The organism is Blastococcus sp. CCUG 61487 (assembly GCF_005222955.1).
In the GTDB taxonomy this organism is placed as follows: Bacteria; Actinomycetota; Actinomycetes; order Mycobacteriales; family Geodermatophilaceae; genus Blastococcus.
Genome location: NZ_LWUA01000157.1, coordinates 46,915 through 62,155 on the forward strand (window position 1 = coordinate 46,915; position 15,241 = coordinate 62,155).

Consider the following 15,241-nt stretch of genomic DNA (forward strand, 5'->3'; position numbering starts at 1 on the left):
CGTGGTGTGCTGCTAACCGTAGGTGTCCCGCGGCCCGCGCCCGCGCACCGAGCGCGGACCCTTCTTCCAGCTCGGGGCCGTCGGTCCGACAACGCGCAAGCGGGTCACGACGTCCCCGCCGACACCGGCGCGCAGCTTGGCCAGGATGCTCGGCGCCAGCAGCCGCAGCTGGGTCGCCCAGGCCGTGGACTCGGCGACGACGAGCAGTTCGCCCTCGGTCAGGGTCTGCGGCGTGCAGTGGGCGGCGATCTCCGGGCCCACCAGCGCGTCCCAGCGGCCGAACACCGACCCCACCCGCGTGCGCTCGGACCAGTCCTGCGCGTCGACCAGGGAGTCGACCAGGCGGCCCAGCGGTTGGGGATCGTCGGCGCCGGGCCGGGGCCCGGTCCAGGTGCGCCGCGGTCCGGCGATCCGGCGGCGGGTCGGCCGCGGGCGGGCGGCGGACGCCGCGCGGGCCGCCTCGAGGGCGGCACGGGCGACGTCGCTGGGGCGGGCCGGCCGGTCCTCGCTCATGCCACTCCTCCCTCGACGAAGCCGGCGCCGTCCTTCACCACGATCGCCGATCCGTCGCCGACCTCGACGCGGACGGCGCGGAGCTCCTCGGGGACGTCGTCGACCACGGCGGCGGTGATCAGCGTCTGCTCGGCGGAGCGGGCCACCGCGGCGAGGGCGGCCCGGCGCTGGGCGTCCAGGGTCGCGAAGACGTCGTCCAGGATCAGGATGGGGTCCTCGCCCTCGGCCCTCAAGAGGGCGAACGTGCCGAGCTTGAGGCCCAGGGCGAGCGACCAGGACTCCCCGTGGCTGGCGAACCCCTTGGCCGGCGCGGGCCCGAGGTGGATGACGAGGTCGTCGCGGTGCGGCCCGACCAGGGTCATGCCGCGGTCCAGCTCGTCGTCCCGGCGCTCGGCGACGCGCTCCCGCATCGCGGCGATCAGCTCGTCCGCGGCCGGGAGCGGAGCGCCCTGCACCAGCCTCGACCCGTCGCCGGCCAGGGGCACCGTCGAGGAGTACCCCAGCCCGGCGGTCACCGCGTCGTCGCCGGACACCGTCGCGTAGGCCTCCGCCAGCTGCGGCGCCAGGTCGGCGATGAGCCCCAGCCGGGCCGACAGCAGCTGGCCGCCGAGCTCGGTCAGGTGCCCGTCCCAGACGTCGAGGGTCTCGATGGCGCGGCCGCGGGCCATCCGCGCGGTCTTGAGCAGCGCGTTGCGCTGCTTGAGCACCCGGTCGTAGTCCGCTCGGACGCCGGCCAGCCGCGGAGTGCGGCTGACGAGCAGCTCGTCGACGAAGCGCCGCCGCTCGGTCGGGTCCCCGCGCACCAGGGAGAGGTCCTCCGGGGCGAAGAGCACGGTGCGCACCATGCCGAGCAGGTCGCGCGGCCGCTGCAGGGGCGCCCGGTTCACCCGCACCCGGTTCGCCCGCCCCGGGTTGATCTCGATCTCGACGAGCAGTTCCCGGTCCCCCCGGCGCAGCGCCGCCCGGACGACGGCCTGCGCGTCCCCGTGCCGGACGAGGGGCGCGTCGCCGGAGACCCGGTGGCTGCTCATCGTGGCCAGGTAGCCGACCGCCTCGACGAGGTTGGTCTTGCCCTCGCCGTTCCGCCCGACCAGCACCGTCGGACCGGGGCCGAGCGCCAGGTCCACCCGTTCCCAGCTCCGGAACGAGCCGACCTGCAGATGACGGACGTACATGCCTCAGCTCACGCCGGGCGCTCGGCCTCGGCCTGCTCGACCGCGCGGACGGTGTGCCCGCCGAACTGGTTCCGCAGGGCGGCGACCGCCTTCATCGTCGGGGAGTCGTCCTGCCGGGAGGAGAAGCGGGCGAACAGCGAGGCGGCGATCGTGGGCATGGGGACGGCGTTCTCGATCGCCTGCTCGACGGTCCACCGGCCCTCGCCGGAGTCCTCGGCGTAGCCCCGCACCCGCTCCAGCGCCGGGTCCTCGTCCAGGGCGCGCACCAGCAGGTCCAGCAGCCAGGAGCGGATGACGGTGCCCTGCGTCCAGGAGGCCATGACGCCCGGGACGTCCTCGACCAGGTCGACGGCGGTCAGCAGCTCGTACCCCTCGCCGTAGGCCTGCATCAGGGCGTACTCGATGCCGTTGTGGACCATCTTGCTGAAGTGCCCGGCCCCCACCGGCCCGGCGTGCACGAAGCCGGCACCCGGCATCGCCTGCCCCGACTCGTCCGCGGGCGCGGGCGGCTTGAGGGCGTCGAAGATCGGCTGGACCTTGGCGACGTCCTCCGCGGTGCCCCCGACCATCAGGGCGTAGCCGTTCTCCAGGCCCCAGACGCCCCCGGAGACCCCGGCGTCGACATAGCCGATGCCCTTCTCGCGGCACATCACGTCGTGCACCTGATCGTCGGTGTACTTCGAGTTCCCGCCCTCGACGATCACGTCACCGGGCTGGAGCAGGTCGACGAGCTCCTTCACGGTGGCCCGGGTCGGCTCCCCGGACGGGACCATGACCCAGACGATCCGCGGCGCGCTCAGGGCCTCGACGAGCGCGGGCACGCTGTCGACGTCCCGGCGCTCCGGATGGTGGTCGAAACCCACGACCTCGTGGCCGGCGCGGCGGACCCGCTCGGCCATGTTGCCGCCCATCTTGCCCAGCCCGATCAGCCCCAGTTGCACGCCTGCTCCCTCGGTGACACGGCTTCCTGGTCTTGGTTGGAAGGCCCTGTCGCAGGGTCCCATGCCGAGCGGAGCGAGGCATGGGGGGCGGCAGGGTCCTCTCTCAGCCCGGGAGGCGCACCGGCATGATCAGGTACCGGTAGCTGCCCGGGCGGGGAGCCGGGGCGTCGCCGTCCTCGGAGGGCTCGTCCACCCCGGACAGGACTGCCGGCTTGAGCGGGCTGGTGAAGTCCATCCGCGCGCGCTCGGTGTGCACCGCGGCCAGCCCGTCGAGCAGGAACGTCGGGTTGAAGCCGATCGTGAGCGGCTCGCCGTCGAACTCGACGTCGCAGCGTTCCTCGGCCTGGCCCTCGTCGTCGGTGCCGCCGGCTCGCAGCGTGACCTGGCCGGGGGTGAACTCGCAGCGCAGCGGGGTGCCGCGCTCGGCGACGAGGGCGACGCGCTTGGCCGCGTCGGTGAACAGCCCGACCGGGAGCGTGGCGCTGGCGGCGGACTCGCTGGGCATGATCGCGCGGTACTTCACGAACTCCGCGTCGAGCAGGCGGGTGGTGGTCTGCCGGTCCTTGCTCGACAGACCGAGGATGCCCTCGCCCGAGCTGCCGGAGGAGAGCGAGAGCGTGATCTCCGGTCCGCTGGTGAGCGTCTTGGCGGCGTCGGCCAGCGTGCGGGCAGGGACGAGCACGGCCGCGGACACCCCGGAGGTGTCGGGACGCCAGGCGAACTCGCGCACGGCCAGCCGGTAGCGGTCGGTGGCGGCCAGGGTGATCTGGTCACCCTCGATCTCCAGCCGGACGCCGGTCAGCATCGGCAGCGTGTCGTCCCGGCCGGCGGCGACGGCGACCTGGCCGACGGCCTCGGCGAAGACGTCGCTGTCGACGACGCCGGCCGACGAGGGCATCGACGGCAGCGAGGGGTAGTCCTCGACGGGCAGGGTGGGCAGGCTGAACCGGGCGTTGCCACAGGTGAGGGCCAGCCGGGGGCCGTCGGCGACGACGTCGACGGGGTGCGGCGGGAGCGCGCGGGTGATCTCGGCGAGCAGCCGGCCGGGAACCAGGACGCGGCCGCTCTCCCCGCCCTGCACGTCGGCCTCGGCGCGGGCGGACACCTCGTAGTCGAAGCCGGAGACGGAGAGCTGGCTGCCGTCGACCTCGAGCAGGATGCCGGCGAGGACGGGGACCGACGGCCGCGCCGGAAGGCTGCGTGCCGTCCACGCGACCGTGTCGGCGAGCACCTCACGTGCCACCCGGAACTTCATCTGTCGACCCACCCGATCTCTTCTGCGTCCACGGTGCGACCGGGCGAGGGAAGGCCTCGCGCAGCGGTGCGGTGCTCATGGTGCCTGGTGGGATGCCCTCGGGGGAAACCCCGTCCCTGAATGAGTGCTCCACCGTCCCAGCCGCCTCTGCGGCCTGCGGAGCGATCGGTGGGTCGGGCCGGCCAAGCGGAGCGTCCCCACCCTGAATGTGGTTCGAGAAATTCTGGGTTGAAATACCTCATCCTCGTCATCACTGGTGTGGAAGCTGGGGATCGAGGCTCTTCCCGCAGGTCAGCGCCTCGACAGGGATGTTGGTGCGCTGTGGGTGGTCAGCGTCGTCCTGTTGTCGACACGTGGACAACTCGACCGCCGTGCACAGCGTCGCCCGTGCGTCCACGGTCTGTCCCCCGCGGCTCCCCTGCCCGTCCCCACCCCCTGTGCAGCGACGGCGCGCGGCTCGAGCACACGATCCGGCCGGAACGGCGGCGTACGGGGTGTAACCGCTGGTCAACGGGGTGTTCGTGCGGTGGAGAAGGGTCCCGCCGCCGGTCGGGGAGCCCACGGGTCGTCCGGCGCGGACCGTCCGGTGACCTCTGTCCGGGGAGAGATCTCCCCAACCTGTGCACATCCCTGGGGACAACTTCTCGACTCGTCGACGGCGTCGACCGGCTCATCCCCCGTCGTGACGCCTCTCGTCGGCCCATCGGCTGTCCCCCGGGTTGCCCACAACTGTGGACAGCGACATGTCGACCCGGGCGACGAGGGGGCCCGGAGGGTCTCCCGATGAGGGCTCGGTGCAGGTCGGGAACGGCTCCCGGAGGCGGTGCGGCCCTTCTACTGCCGGGCGCGGCTCTTGATGCGAGCGGTGAGCTCGGTGACCTGGGTGTAGGTGGCCCGGCGCTCGCTCATCAGGTTGGTGATCTTCTTGACCGCGTGCATGACCGTGGTGTGGTCCTTGCCGCCGAACGAGGCACCGATGCGCGGCAGGGACAGCTCGGTCAGCTCGCGGCACAGGTACATCGCGATCTGCCGGGCGTTGACCAGCGTGCGGCTGCGGTTGGAGCCCTGCAGCTCCTCCATCGTCACCGAGAAGTACTCGGCGGTGGCGGCCATGATGATCGCCGCGGTGATCTGCGGGCCCTGCTCGTCGCTGATCAGGTCCTTGAGCACCAGTTCGGCGAGCGGGAGGTCCACCTGCTGCTTGTTGAGCGACGCGAAGGCCGTGACCCGGATCAGCGCGCCCTCGAGCTCGCGGATGTTGGTCTGCACCTTGCTGGCGATGAACTCGAGCACCGCGTCGGGCACCTGCAGCCGCTCGCCCCACGCCTTCTTGCGCAGGATCGCGATGCGCGTCTCGAGGTCGGGCGCCTGGACGTCGGTGATCAGGCCCCACTCGAAGCGGGTGCGCAGCCGGTCCTCCAGCGTCGTCAGCTTCTTCGGCGCGCGGTCGGAGGTGATGACGATCTGCTTGCTGGCGTTGTGCAGCGTGTTGAACGTGTGGAAGAACTCCTCCTGCGTCCGCTCGGCGCGCTCCAGGAACTGGATGTCGTCGATGAGCAGGAAGTCGATGTCCCGGTAGCGCCGGCGGAAGTCCTCGGCGCGGCCGGAGTGCACCAGGTTGATGAACTCGTTGGTGAACTCCTCGGTGCTGACGTAGCGCACCTTGACGTTCGGGAACATCCGCGCGGCGTAGTGGCCGATCGCGTGCAGCAGGTGGGTCTTGCCCAGGCCGGACTCGCCGTAGATGAACAGCGGGTTGTAGGCGCGGGCCGGTGCCTCGGCGACGGCGACGGCGGCCGCGTGGGCGAACCTGTTGCTGTTGCCGATGACGAAGCTGTCGAAGACGTACTTCGGGTTCATGCCCGGGTCCAGGCCGGCCGGGCGGGTGGCCTCGGGGCGGCGCCCCCGTCCCATGCCCCTGGCGCGCTGCTCGTCGTCGGACGAGCCGACGTCGAAGGGCAGGACGTCGGCCGACGGCCCGTCCTCGGCGCCGCCCCAGTCGCGCGCGTCGGCGCCGTCGGACCGTCCGGTCGTGTCGGAGCCCCATGCGGCGGCGGTGCTCCAGTCCTCGGGGGCGCCGCGATCGGCCGGGGGGCGGGGGCCGTCGAAGGGCCGCAGCTCGCGGACCTCCTGGGCGCGCTCGGTGGTCGCGTCCGCGGTGTCACGGTCCCAGGGCGCGGTGCCGACGACCTCGGTCCGCACCCCGAAAGCGCTGCGACCGTCGTCGGCGCGGTCGCGGGTCGCCTGGTCCTCCTCGGCCCGGCGGGCCTCGAGGGTGGCCTCCGCCGACGACCACGGCCGGCGGATCGGCTCCGGTTCGTCCGGCTCGTCGGCCGGGGGCGGGGCGTCCTCCAGCTGGACGGCGACGCGGATGTCGCGGCCGAACTGCTCCGAGAGCGCCTCGGACAGCACCCGCCGCATGCGGGATTCGAGCACGGTCTGGGTGAACTCGTTGGGCGCGGCCAGCACCGCGGTGTCCTCGACCAGGCCCAGCGGGCGGGTGAGGTTCAGCATGGCGTTCTGCTGCGGGGAGAGGCTGCTGGCCAGTCGCTCCCGGATCTGGTCCCAGACCGTCGCCAGGTCGAGCGTGGCGTCCGCCATGCCGTCGTCCTCCCCGAGCTGTCGTTCCCTGCGGTCGATCCCCTGGACGACCTGACCCCGTCTGCGCGAACGGTGTCGGAGCACCGGAGGGTGCTCCGACCTGCTCGTGCGAACGCAGTTGTTCCACACGAGTGTCCACAGGCTGTGCACGACCGGCGGGACGTTCGCCGACGTCGGCGTCTGCCCGGGGCCCGACCGGCATTCCTGCTGGTCGACGCCCCGCAGTCGGGTGTCACGGGTGTTTCGGGGAATCGGGTGACCAAGGGGTCGGCCCGCGCGCCGTGACCCTGACGTCCAGTGCGGGGCGACGGCGACGCTAACAGCCTCATCCACAGCCCGGCAACGACGCTGGTGCCGGTCGCGTGCGGGCGCGTCGGCGTGCCGCACGGGGATCCCGGCGCATGGGCGGGATCATGATCGGTCCGCTCGCGCCCGCACGCCGGCCACGGGCGTACCTCGGCTATGCTGTCCGGAGCCCGTGGACGGATCCTGTCGTCATGCCCGCGCTGAGTGCGGCGCGGCGGTGGCAGGGACGCCCGTGGAATCCAGCTTCCGGGGTTCGGGGAACGGCTCGCGTCGTCTCCGCCGGCCCCTCGCGCGTCCGCCCACCGGCGGCGCGCACCGCCGAACGTGATAGTGGGAGTACCTCGTGAGCAAGCGCACGTTCCAGCCGAACACCCGTCGCCGGTCCAAGACCCACGGCTTCCGGCTGCGCATGCGCACCCGTGCGGGCCGCGCGATCCTCGCCGGCCGCCGGCGCAAGGGCCGCGAGAAGCTCTCCGCCTGAGGTGTTGCCCGCGCAGGCACGCCTGCGCCGGCGCCCGGACTTCACCGCGGCCGTCCGGTCCGGCCGACGCGCCGGGCGGCCGACCATGGTGCTGCATCTCCTCCCCGACCGGCCCGCGCCGGACGGCGGTACACCGGCGCGCGGCGACGATCCGCGGCCGCAGCCGCCGTGCGCCCGGGCCGGTTTCGTCGTCGGCAAGACCGTCGGCAACTCGGTGGTCCGTCACCGGGTGACCCGGCGGCTGCGCGCCGCCGTCCGGGCCGAGTACGACAGGCTGCCCCCCACCGCGGACCTCGTGGTGCGGGCGCGGCCCGAGGCGGCCGACGCCGACTCGGCGGCGCTGCGGCGCGATCTCGCCGCCGGGCTCGACCGGCTGCTGGCGCCCGGGGGACGGCGATGAGCGGCCGCGCCCCGGTGCGGCGGGCCCTGCTCACCGTCGTGTCGTTCTACTCGCGCGCCATCAGCCCCGCGCTCCCTCCGCGGTGCCGCTTCTACCCGACCTGCAGCGCGTACGCCGCCGAGGCCATCGAGCGGCACGGTGCGGCCCGCGGCAGCTGGCTGGCGCTGCGCCGCATCCTGAAGTGCGCGCCGTGGCACCCCGGCGGGGTCGACCTCGTGCCCGCCCCCCGCGGCCGGGGAACCGACGGGCACGATGGCTCGTCGGACTGGGCGACCCCGCGGGCGGCCGGACGCCCCGAGCCGGCGCCGTCCGCCCCTGCCCGCACCGACCGAGCCACCCCGCCGGATGTCCCGCGGGCGAACGAGGAGACCTTCGTTGCTTGACTGGCTGTACACCGGCATCTCCTGGGTGATGGCCCGGTGGCACGACGTGCTCTCCACCTTCCTCGACCCGGCGGGTGGCCTCACCTGGGCGCTGTCGATCATGCTGCTGGTGGTCACCGTCCGGTTGCTGCTCTTCCCGCTGTTCGTCAAGCAGGTGAAGTCGCAACGGGCGATGCAGGAGCTCCAGCCCGAGATCGCCAAGCTGCGCAAGCAGTACGGCAGTGACCGCCAGGGCATGAGCCAGGCGATCATGGCGCTGCAGAAGGAGCGCGGGGTCAACCCGCTGGCCGGCTGCCTGCCGATCCTCCCGCAGATCCCGATCTTCCTGTCGCTCTTCCACGTCCTCCGCCGGTTGGCCCCGGGCAAGGAAGGCCTCTACAGCTGGTCGGACGAGACCACCGACCAGGCGGCGCGCGCCGATCTGTTCGGGGCGCCGATCTCCTCGTCGTTCAACATGGACGGCCAGAAGGCCGAGGACCTCCTCGCCCTGCCGGGGGTCACCCAGGGCAGCATCCGCACCGTCGCGGTGATCCTCATCGTGATCATGTGCGTGACGACGTACTTCACGCAGAAGCAGATCATGAAGCGCTCGGGCCCGGTCGAGGGCCAGGCCGCGATGATCCAGAAGGTGCTGCTCTACGGCATGCCGCTGAGCCTCTTCGTCACCGGGTTCTTCTTCCCGATCGGCGTGCTCCTCTACTGGGTCACGAACAACGCCTGGACGTTCGGCCAGCAGTTCTTCATCCTCCGCAAGATGCCGCCTCCCGGCTCGGCCGCCGCGCTGGCCAAGGCCGCCGCGGAGAAGCCCGCGATCGACCCGAAGACCCTGGCGCCGAAGCCGGGTGCCAAGCCGGTCCGGCCCAAGCCCGGACGTCCCGCTGCGGCGGCCTCGGGGAGCACCCCGGCCACCGGGAACCCGGCGGCCGGCGACTCCGCGACCGACGGCTCGCCGACCGGCTCGCCCAACGGCGCGTCCGACCGCGCGTCCGACCGCGCGTCCGGGACACCGGCCGGCGGCGCCAAGAACCGTCCGCGCAGCGGCGGCAGCCGCGCGGGCCAGGGCCCGGCCAACAGGGGCAAGCGCAAACGCCGTTGAGGCGCCTCCGGACGACGTCCGGACCAGACGACCCGGGCTCGACCCGGATGCCAGACCGACAGTGGAGGAATCTCCGTGAGTGCCCCGCAGCAGCCCAGCACCGAGTCCGCGCCGGCGGCTCCCGATGCCGGTGACGACGTCCTCGTCGAGGACGCCGAGCCGGCCCGCACCGCGACGGGGGTGGCAGGTGGGTCGGGCGTGGCTCGTGGGGAGGAGCTCCTCGTCCAGGAGGGCGACGTCGCCGGTGACTACCTCGAGCGGCTCCTCGACATTCTGGACGTGGACGGAGACATCGACCTCGACGTCGAGGGCGACCGCGCCTCCGTCGCCATCGTCGGTGGCCGCCTCGGCGATCTGATCGGGCCCGACGGCGCCACGCTGGAGGCGCTCCAGGAGCTCACCCGGCTGGCCGTCGCCCAGTCGACCGGCGTCCGCAGCCGGCTCATGCTCGACATCGGTGGCTTCCGGGCCAAGCGGAAGGCCGACCTCTCCGCCCTCGCCGGCGAGACGGCGCGCCGGGTGGTCGAGAGCGGGCAGCCGGAGCGGCTGAGCCCGATGAACCCCTTCGAGCGCAAGGTCGTGCACGACGTCGTCGCCGGGATCGCCGGCGTGCACAGCGAGTCGGAGGGCGAGGAGCCGAGCCGCCGAGTCGTGGTCCTGCCGGACACGTGACCGAGCCGGCCCACGCGGCACCCGACGTCCCGGCGCCTCCCCCGGTCGCCCGCGAGGTCTTCGGGAGCGCTCTGGCCGCGGCCGAGGCGTTCGTCGCCAGGCTCGCGACGGACGGGGTGGCCCGCGGCCTGATCGGCCCGCGCGAGGTGCCCCGGCTCTGGGAACGGCACGTGCTGAACAGCGCCGCGGTGGCGGAGGCGGTGCCCGAGGACGCCAGGGTGGTGGACGTCGGCAGCGGCGCCGGCCTGCCGGGGATCCCGCTCGGCCTGGCCCGGCCCGACGTCGCGCTGACGCTCGTCGAGCCCATGGCCCGGCGCGTGGAGTTCCTGCAGGAGGCGGTGGCCGAACTGTCCGGCGCGGCGCGGGTTCCCTGGCGGGTGGTCCGCGGACGGGCCGAGGAACGCTCCGTCGCGGCGGCGGTCGGCGCCGTGGACGTGGTCACCGCGCGGGCCGTGGCGCCGCTGCCGCGGCTGGTGGGCTGGTGCCGCGGGTTGCTGCGGCCGGGCACCCAATTGGTGGCCCTGGTCGGGGCCCGGGCGCTCCAGGAGCTCCCCTCGCTGGTGCCGGAACTGGAGGCGGCCGGCATGCGCGACATCCACTCGCGGGCAGTCGGTGCATCCCTAGGCGACGCTGCCACTACCGTGGTGGTCATGACGCGTGGAGGACGGTGAGGCAGGGCTCCGGCCCCGCCACCGGTCCGCACCTGTTCCACGTGGAACAGGTGCAGCGACCCAGCCAGTTCCACGTGAAACGCCACCACGGAAGGACCCGCGATGACCGACCCGGGCGAGCGGCTGCGGAGCAGTCTCGCCGCTGACCAGTCGTCCTCGTCCGCCGGAGGGCTGGCCGATTTCGACAGCCCGATCGCGATGGAGGCGCTGCGCGCGACCCGCGTCCTGCACGCCGCCGACCAGGAGCCGTTCCCGGCGCCCTCCCGGATCCGGGTGGTGACTGTCGCCAACCAGAAGGGTGGCGTCGGGAAGACCACGTCGACCGTCAACCTCGGCGTCGCGCTGGCCCTGTACGGCCTGCGCACCCTGGTCATCGACCTCGACCCGCAGGGCAACGCCAGCACCGCGCTCGGTGTCGACCACACGGTCGGTACGCCGTCGGTGTACGACGCCCTCGTCGGGGACAGCACGCTCACCGAGGTCGTGCACCCGACGACCGCGAGCCCGAACCTGCACTGCGTCCCGGCGACGATCGACCTCGCCGGCGCGGAGATCGAACTGGTCTCGGTGGTCGCGCGCGAGTACCGGCTCCGGCGGGCGATCGAGGGGTACATCGCCGCGCTGCCGGAGGACCAGCGCCCGCACTACGTGCTCATCGACTGCCCGCCGTCGCTCGGGCTCCTCACGCTGAACGCGCTCGTGGCCGGGGACGAGGTGCTCATCCCGATCCAGTGCGAGTACTACGCGCTCGAGGGCCTCGGGCAGCTGCTCAACAACATCGACCTGGTGCGCCAGCACCTCAACCCGGGCATCGCCGTCAGCACGATCCTCCTGACCATGTACGACGGCCGGACCAAGCTCGCCGACCAGGTCGCCGACGAGGTGCGCAACCACTTCGGCGACATCGTCCTCGACGCCGTGATCCCGAGGAACGTCCGAGTGTCCGAGGCCCCCGGCTACGGCCAGTCCGTGCTGACCTACGACCCGGGCTCGCGGGGGTCGACCAGCTACGTGGAAGCGGCCCGGGAACTGGCGCGCCGCGGCGTCGATCTGCCGCCGATCGACCGCACCGTGACACCGGGGGCGGCGACCGCGTTCGCCGTCGCCGAGCAGGCGGCACCCGGCACTCAGGACGGCCAGCAGGCGTGAACGCCGAACGAGGAGCAGCGATGAGCAAGCGCGGTGGACTGGGTCGTGGGCTGGCGGCTCTCATCCCGACGGGGCCGCCTCCCGCCGCGGCCGCACCGGCCGTGACCGCTCCCCCAACCTCCGGGACCGGACCGAGCGCCCCGCCCTCGCCGGTGAGCCTGGTGCCGCCGCCGGCCGAGCAGACGTCGGACGACCAGGCACCCGCCGACCGGGCGCCCGCCGAGCGCGCTGCCGAGTCGTCGGCCGAGTCGTCGGCCGAGCAGGAGCGGCCCGCCGAGACGGGAGACGCCCTCGGCGTGCCGGGCGCACAGCTGCGCGAGGTGGCGGTCGAGGACGTCGTCCCCAACCCCAAGCAGCCCCGCCAGGTGTTCGACGACGAGGCCCTCGACGAACTCACCCACAGCGTGCGCGAGTTCGGGCTGCTCCAGCCGATCGTCGTCCGGGAGACCCGGGACGGCGACTCCGGCGTCCGCTACGAGCTCATCATGGGCGAGCGCCGGCTGCGCGCCGCCAAGGCGGCCGGCCTGGACGCCGTCCCGGCGATCGTCCGGGACACGACCGACGACGCCATGCTGCGGGACGCGCTCCTGGAGAACATCCACCGGGTTCAGCTCAACCCGCTGGAGGAGGCGGCGGCCTACCAGCAACTGCTGGAGGAGTTCGGCGCCACCCACGAGGAGCTGGCCAGCCGCATCGGCCGCAGCCGCTCGCAGGTCACCAACACCATCCGGCTGATGAAGCTGCCGGTGAAGGTGCAGACCCGGGTGGCCGCCGGCGTCCTCTCCGCCGGCCACGCGCGGGCGTTGCTCGGGCTCCACGATGCCGACGCCCAGGACGCGCTGGCGACCCGGATCGTCGCCGAGGGCATGTCGGTGCGGGCGACGGAGGAGGCGGTGGCCATGGCGGCCGCCGATCAGCCGACCCCGCGCCGGCGAACTCGGAACATCAGCGCCCCGGGGGTCGAGGAGCTGGGGTCCCGGCTCTCAGACATGTTCGAGACCAAAGTAAAGATCCAGATCGGCCGGTCCAAGGGCAAGATCGTCGTCGAGTTCGGCTCGGTGGACGACCTGCAGCGGATCATCGGCGTCATGGCGCCGGAGATCACCGGCCGTCGCGACACCTGATACGGCCCGGTTTCGTCGCGTGACGAAAGCGGGCCTAGGCCGTGGCACTCCCGGCGCGACGCGCCAGGAGTCGGGCGAGCACCTCGCCGAGCTCGTGTCCGGCTGCCTCGACGGCCATCGGGAACATCGAGGTCTCGGTCAGCCCCGGCGAGACGTTCACCTCGAGGAAGTGCACCTCGCCGTCCGGGCTGATGATCGCGTCGGTGCGCGACAGGTCGCGCAGCCCGAGCACCTCGTGGACCTCGATCGCGAGACCGGCGGCCCGGGCGGCGACGTCCTCGCTCAGCCGCGCCGGCACGTGGTACTCGGTCAGGCCGGGGGTGTAGCGAGACGCGTAGTCGAAGACGCCGGACTCCGGGACGATCTCGACGGCCGGCAGCGCCTCCGGTCCGGCGCCGAGGTCGACGACCGACAGCGCGACCTCGACCCCCTCGACGTACCGCTCGACCATCACGGTGTCGCCGTACGCGAAGCAGCTCACCATCGCCGCCGGCAGGTCCTCGACCCGGCTCACCTTCTGCACGCCCAGCGCGGACCCACCGGAAGCCGGCTTGACCATGAGCGGGAGGCCCAGCCGGGCCACCATGAGGTCCAGCACGGCGCCGGCTCCGAGCTCGCGGAACGTGCTGTGCGGCAGCGCGACCCAGTCCGGGGTGGTGAGGCCGGCGGAGCGGACCACGGACTTGGCGGCCGGCTTGTCCCACGCCAGCCGGCAGGCGGACGACGGCGACCCGACGTAGGGGACGCCCGCGAGGTCCAGGACCGCCCGCAGGGCGCCGTCCTCCCCCGTGGCGCCGTGCAGCGCGATGAAGACGGCGTCGGAGGGCGCCGCGGCCAGGCCGGGCAGCAGCTCGGCATCCGCGTCGCGCAACTCGGCGTCCAGCCCGACCCGGGTGAGCTCCTCCACCACCTGCGTGCCCGAGGAGAGGCTGACCTCGCGCTCGAAGTTCAGCCCCCCGGCCAGCACGACGGCGTGCAGGGGGTGCGGCGGCGTCGCCGCCAGCTCCCCGGTGGTGGACGCGGTCTCGCTCATCGGCCGTCCTCGTAGGCGTTGCTGTTGGCCGGGCCCACGATCGACTCGGCGTCGTGGCCGGAGCCCGGGGTGATGGCGCGGAAGGAACCGGTGTCGACCTGGTCGAAGGTCGAGTGCAGATCCAGTTCCGCCTCGATGACGCGGGCCAGCCGGCGCACGCCTTCACGGATCTGGTCGGGCTCGGGGTAGCAGTAGGACAGCCGCATGAACTCGCTGCCGTTGCCGTCGGCGAAGAAGCCGATGCCCGGCACGTACGCGACGTGCGCGTTGACCGCCCGCGGCTGCATGAGCTTGGCGTCCAGGCCGTGCGGCAGCTTCAGCCACACGTAGAACCCGCCCCGCGGCTGGGTCCACGCGGTGCCGGCGGGCATGAGGGCGGACAGGGACTCCAGGGTGGCGTCCCGGCGCTCGCGGTACAGCTCGGCGAAGATCTTGATCTGCTCGCGCCACGGCTGGGTGTCCAGGTACCGCGCGACCGCGTACTGCGTCAGCGACGGCGGGCAGAGCACCTGCGCCTCGGTGGCCAGGACCAGCTTCTCCCGGACGGCCAGCGGTGCCAGCACCCAGCCCACCCGCAGGCCCGGGGAGAACGTCTTGGAGAACGAGCCGAGGTAGATGACCCGCTGGTTGTTGCGGGCGCGGAGCGCGCGCAGCGGCTCCTGCTCGAAGCCGAGCAGGCCGTAGGGGTTGTCCTCGATGATCAGCAGGTCGTGCTTCTCGGCGATCGCCATGAGCCGCTCGCGGCGCTCCTCGGAGAGCGTCACGCCCGCGGGGTTGTGGAAGTTCGGCACCGTGTAGAGGAACTTGACGCGGTCGCCGCGGGCGCGGCAGTCGGCCAGCGCCTCCTCCAGCGCCTCCGGGATCAGCCCGTCGTCGTCCATGGCCACGTGCTGCACCCGCGCCTGGGCGGCCTGGAAGACGCCCAGGGCACCGACGTAGGACGGGCCCTCGGCCAGGATGACGTCCCCGGGGTCGCAGAAGACGCGGGTGACGAGGTCGAGGCCCTGCTGCGAGCCGACGGTGACCACGACCTCGCTGGGCGAGGCGTCGGTGATGCCCTCGAGCGCCATGACGTCGCAGATCCGCTCGCGCAGACGCGGGTCACCCTGGCCGGAGCCGTACTGCAGGGTCTGCGCGCCCATCCCGGTGACGAGCTCGCCGATCATCGAGCCGACGGCGTCGAGCGGCAGCGCGGTGACCGCGGGCATGCCGCCGGCCAGCGAGACGACCTCGGGCCGGCTGACGACGGAGAACAGTGCCCGGATCTCCGAGCTCTTCATGCCGTGGGTGCGTGCTGCGTACCGGTCGGCGAGCGGGTCCAGCCGCGGATGCCGCGGGACGACGTGCGGGTGCGCGCCTGTGGTCAGGTGCGTCCCCGGCTGACCGGGACCGGCGGGCGAGCCGGACGGAGGAGTGGCCACCCGAGGGAGTCTAAGCCTGC

General features: G+C 73.1%; 15 protein-coding genes. 8 read left to right on the forward strand and 7 right to left on the reverse strand.

Annotated features, from left to right (window positions below):
* Positions 1-12 precede the first annotated feature (12 nt).
* The 5 genes from A6V29_RS09110 to dnaA all read right to left on the reverse strand — a co-directional run bounded on the left by A6V29_RS09110 (position 13) and on the right by dnaA (position 6,485).
* Positions 13-513: a DciA family protein gene (locus A6V29_RS09110; protein ID WP_137159998.1), complete on the reverse strand. Its 501-nt coding sequence runs from the start codon at positions 511-513 to the stop codon at positions 13-15.
* Positions 510-1,688: a DNA replication/repair protein RecF gene (gene recF, locus A6V29_RS09115; protein WP_137159999.1), complete on the reverse strand. Its 1,179-nt coding sequence runs from the start codon at positions 1,686-1,688 to the stop codon at positions 510-512. The genes A6V29_RS09110 and recF overlap by 4 nt, the downstream gene beginning before the upstream one ends.
* An 8-nt stretch (positions 1,689-1,696) precedes the next feature.
* Positions 1,697-2,692, reverse strand: coding sequence for a phosphogluconate dehydrogenase (NAD(+)-dependent, decarboxylating) (gene gnd / locus A6V29_RS09120; protein WP_137160000.1), 996 nt, complete (start codon positions 2,690-2,692; stop codon positions 1,697-1,699).
* Positions 2,693-2,732: 40 nt separating this feature from the next.
* Entirely contained in the window at positions 2,733-3,896 is a 1,164-nt protein-coding gene (gene dnaN, locus A6V29_RS09125; protein WP_249933131.1) for a DNA polymerase III subunit beta, read from the reverse strand.
* An 822-nt stretch (positions 3,897-4,718) separates the two neighbouring features.
* Positions 4,719-6,485, reverse strand: a complete 1,767-nt coding sequence (gene dnaA / locus A6V29_RS09130) for a chromosomal replication initiator protein DnaA (RefSeq protein WP_137160002.1) — start codon at positions 6,483-6,485, stop codon at positions 4,719-4,721.
* Positions 6,486-7,134: 649 nt separating this feature from the next.
* Between dnaA and rpmH the strand changes: the two genes are divergently transcribed.
* From rpmH to A6V29_RS09170, 8 genes are all read left to right on the forward strand, one after another.
* Positions 7,135-7,272: a 50S ribosomal protein L34 gene (gene rpmH / locus A6V29_RS09135; RefSeq protein ID WP_137160003.1), complete on the forward strand. Its 138-nt coding sequence runs from the start codon at positions 7,135-7,137 to the stop codon at positions 7,270-7,272.
* Between the two features lies 1 nt (position 7,273).
* Positions 7,274-7,672, forward strand: coding sequence for a ribonuclease P protein component (rnpA, locus tag A6V29_RS09140; RefSeq protein ID WP_137160004.1), 399 nt, complete (start codon positions 7,274-7,276; stop codon positions 7,670-7,672).
* Positions 7,669-8,055 carry a membrane protein insertion efficiency factor YidD gene (yidD, locus tag A6V29_RS22150; RefSeq protein WP_137160005.1) on the forward strand — a complete coding sequence of 129 codons (387 nt, stop codon included), beginning with the start codon at positions 7,669-7,671 and terminating at the stop codon, positions 8,053-8,055. The genes rnpA and yidD overlap by 4 nt, the downstream gene beginning before the upstream one ends.
* Entirely contained in the window at positions 8,048-9,151 is a 1,104-nt protein-coding gene (gene yidC, locus A6V29_RS09150) for a membrane protein insertase YidC (protein ID WP_170977793.1), read from the forward strand. The genes yidD and yidC overlap by 8 nt, the downstream gene beginning before the upstream one ends.
* 75 nt (positions 9,152-9,226) lie before the next feature.
* Complete coding sequence (locus A6V29_RS09155; protein WP_137160007.1) at positions 9,227-9,823, forward strand: Jag family protein; 597 nt, start codon at positions 9,227-9,229, stop codon at positions 9,821-9,823.
* The gene (rsmG, locus tag A6V29_RS09160; RefSeq protein WP_137160008.1) at positions 9,820-10,494 is read left to right on the forward strand and encodes a 16S rRNA (guanine(527)-N(7))-methyltransferase RsmG; all 675 of its coding nucleotides are present in this window, start codon (positions 9,820-9,822) and stop codon (positions 10,492-10,494) included. Before A6V29_RS09155 ends, rsmG begins: the two co-directional genes overlap by 4 nt.
* A gap of 102 nt (positions 10,495-10,596) precedes the next feature.
* Complete coding sequence (locus A6V29_RS09165) at positions 10,597-11,643, forward strand: ParA family protein (protein WP_249933132.1); 1,047 nt, start codon at positions 10,597-10,599, stop codon at positions 11,641-11,643.
* 20 nt (positions 11,644-11,663) lie between these two features.
* Entirely contained in the window at positions 11,664-12,767 is a 1,104-nt protein-coding gene (locus tag A6V29_RS09170) for a ParB/RepB/Spo0J family partition protein (protein ID WP_137160009.1), read from the forward strand.
* A 34-nt stretch (positions 12,768-12,801) separates the two neighbouring features.
* Here the strand turns inward: A6V29_RS09170 and A6V29_RS09175 are convergent, their stop codons facing one another.
* Entirely contained in the window at positions 12,802-13,800 is a 999-nt protein-coding gene (locus tag A6V29_RS09175) for a D-alanine--D-alanine ligase family protein (protein WP_137160010.1), read from the reverse strand.
* A complete protein-coding gene (locus tag A6V29_RS09180) occupies positions 13,797-15,221 on the reverse strand; it encodes an aminotransferase-like domain-containing protein (protein ID WP_212719168.1) in 1,425 nt (474 codons plus the stop codon). The genes A6V29_RS09175 and A6V29_RS09180 overlap by 4 nt, the downstream gene beginning before the upstream one ends.
* Positions 15,222-15,241: the final 20 nt, after the last annotated feature.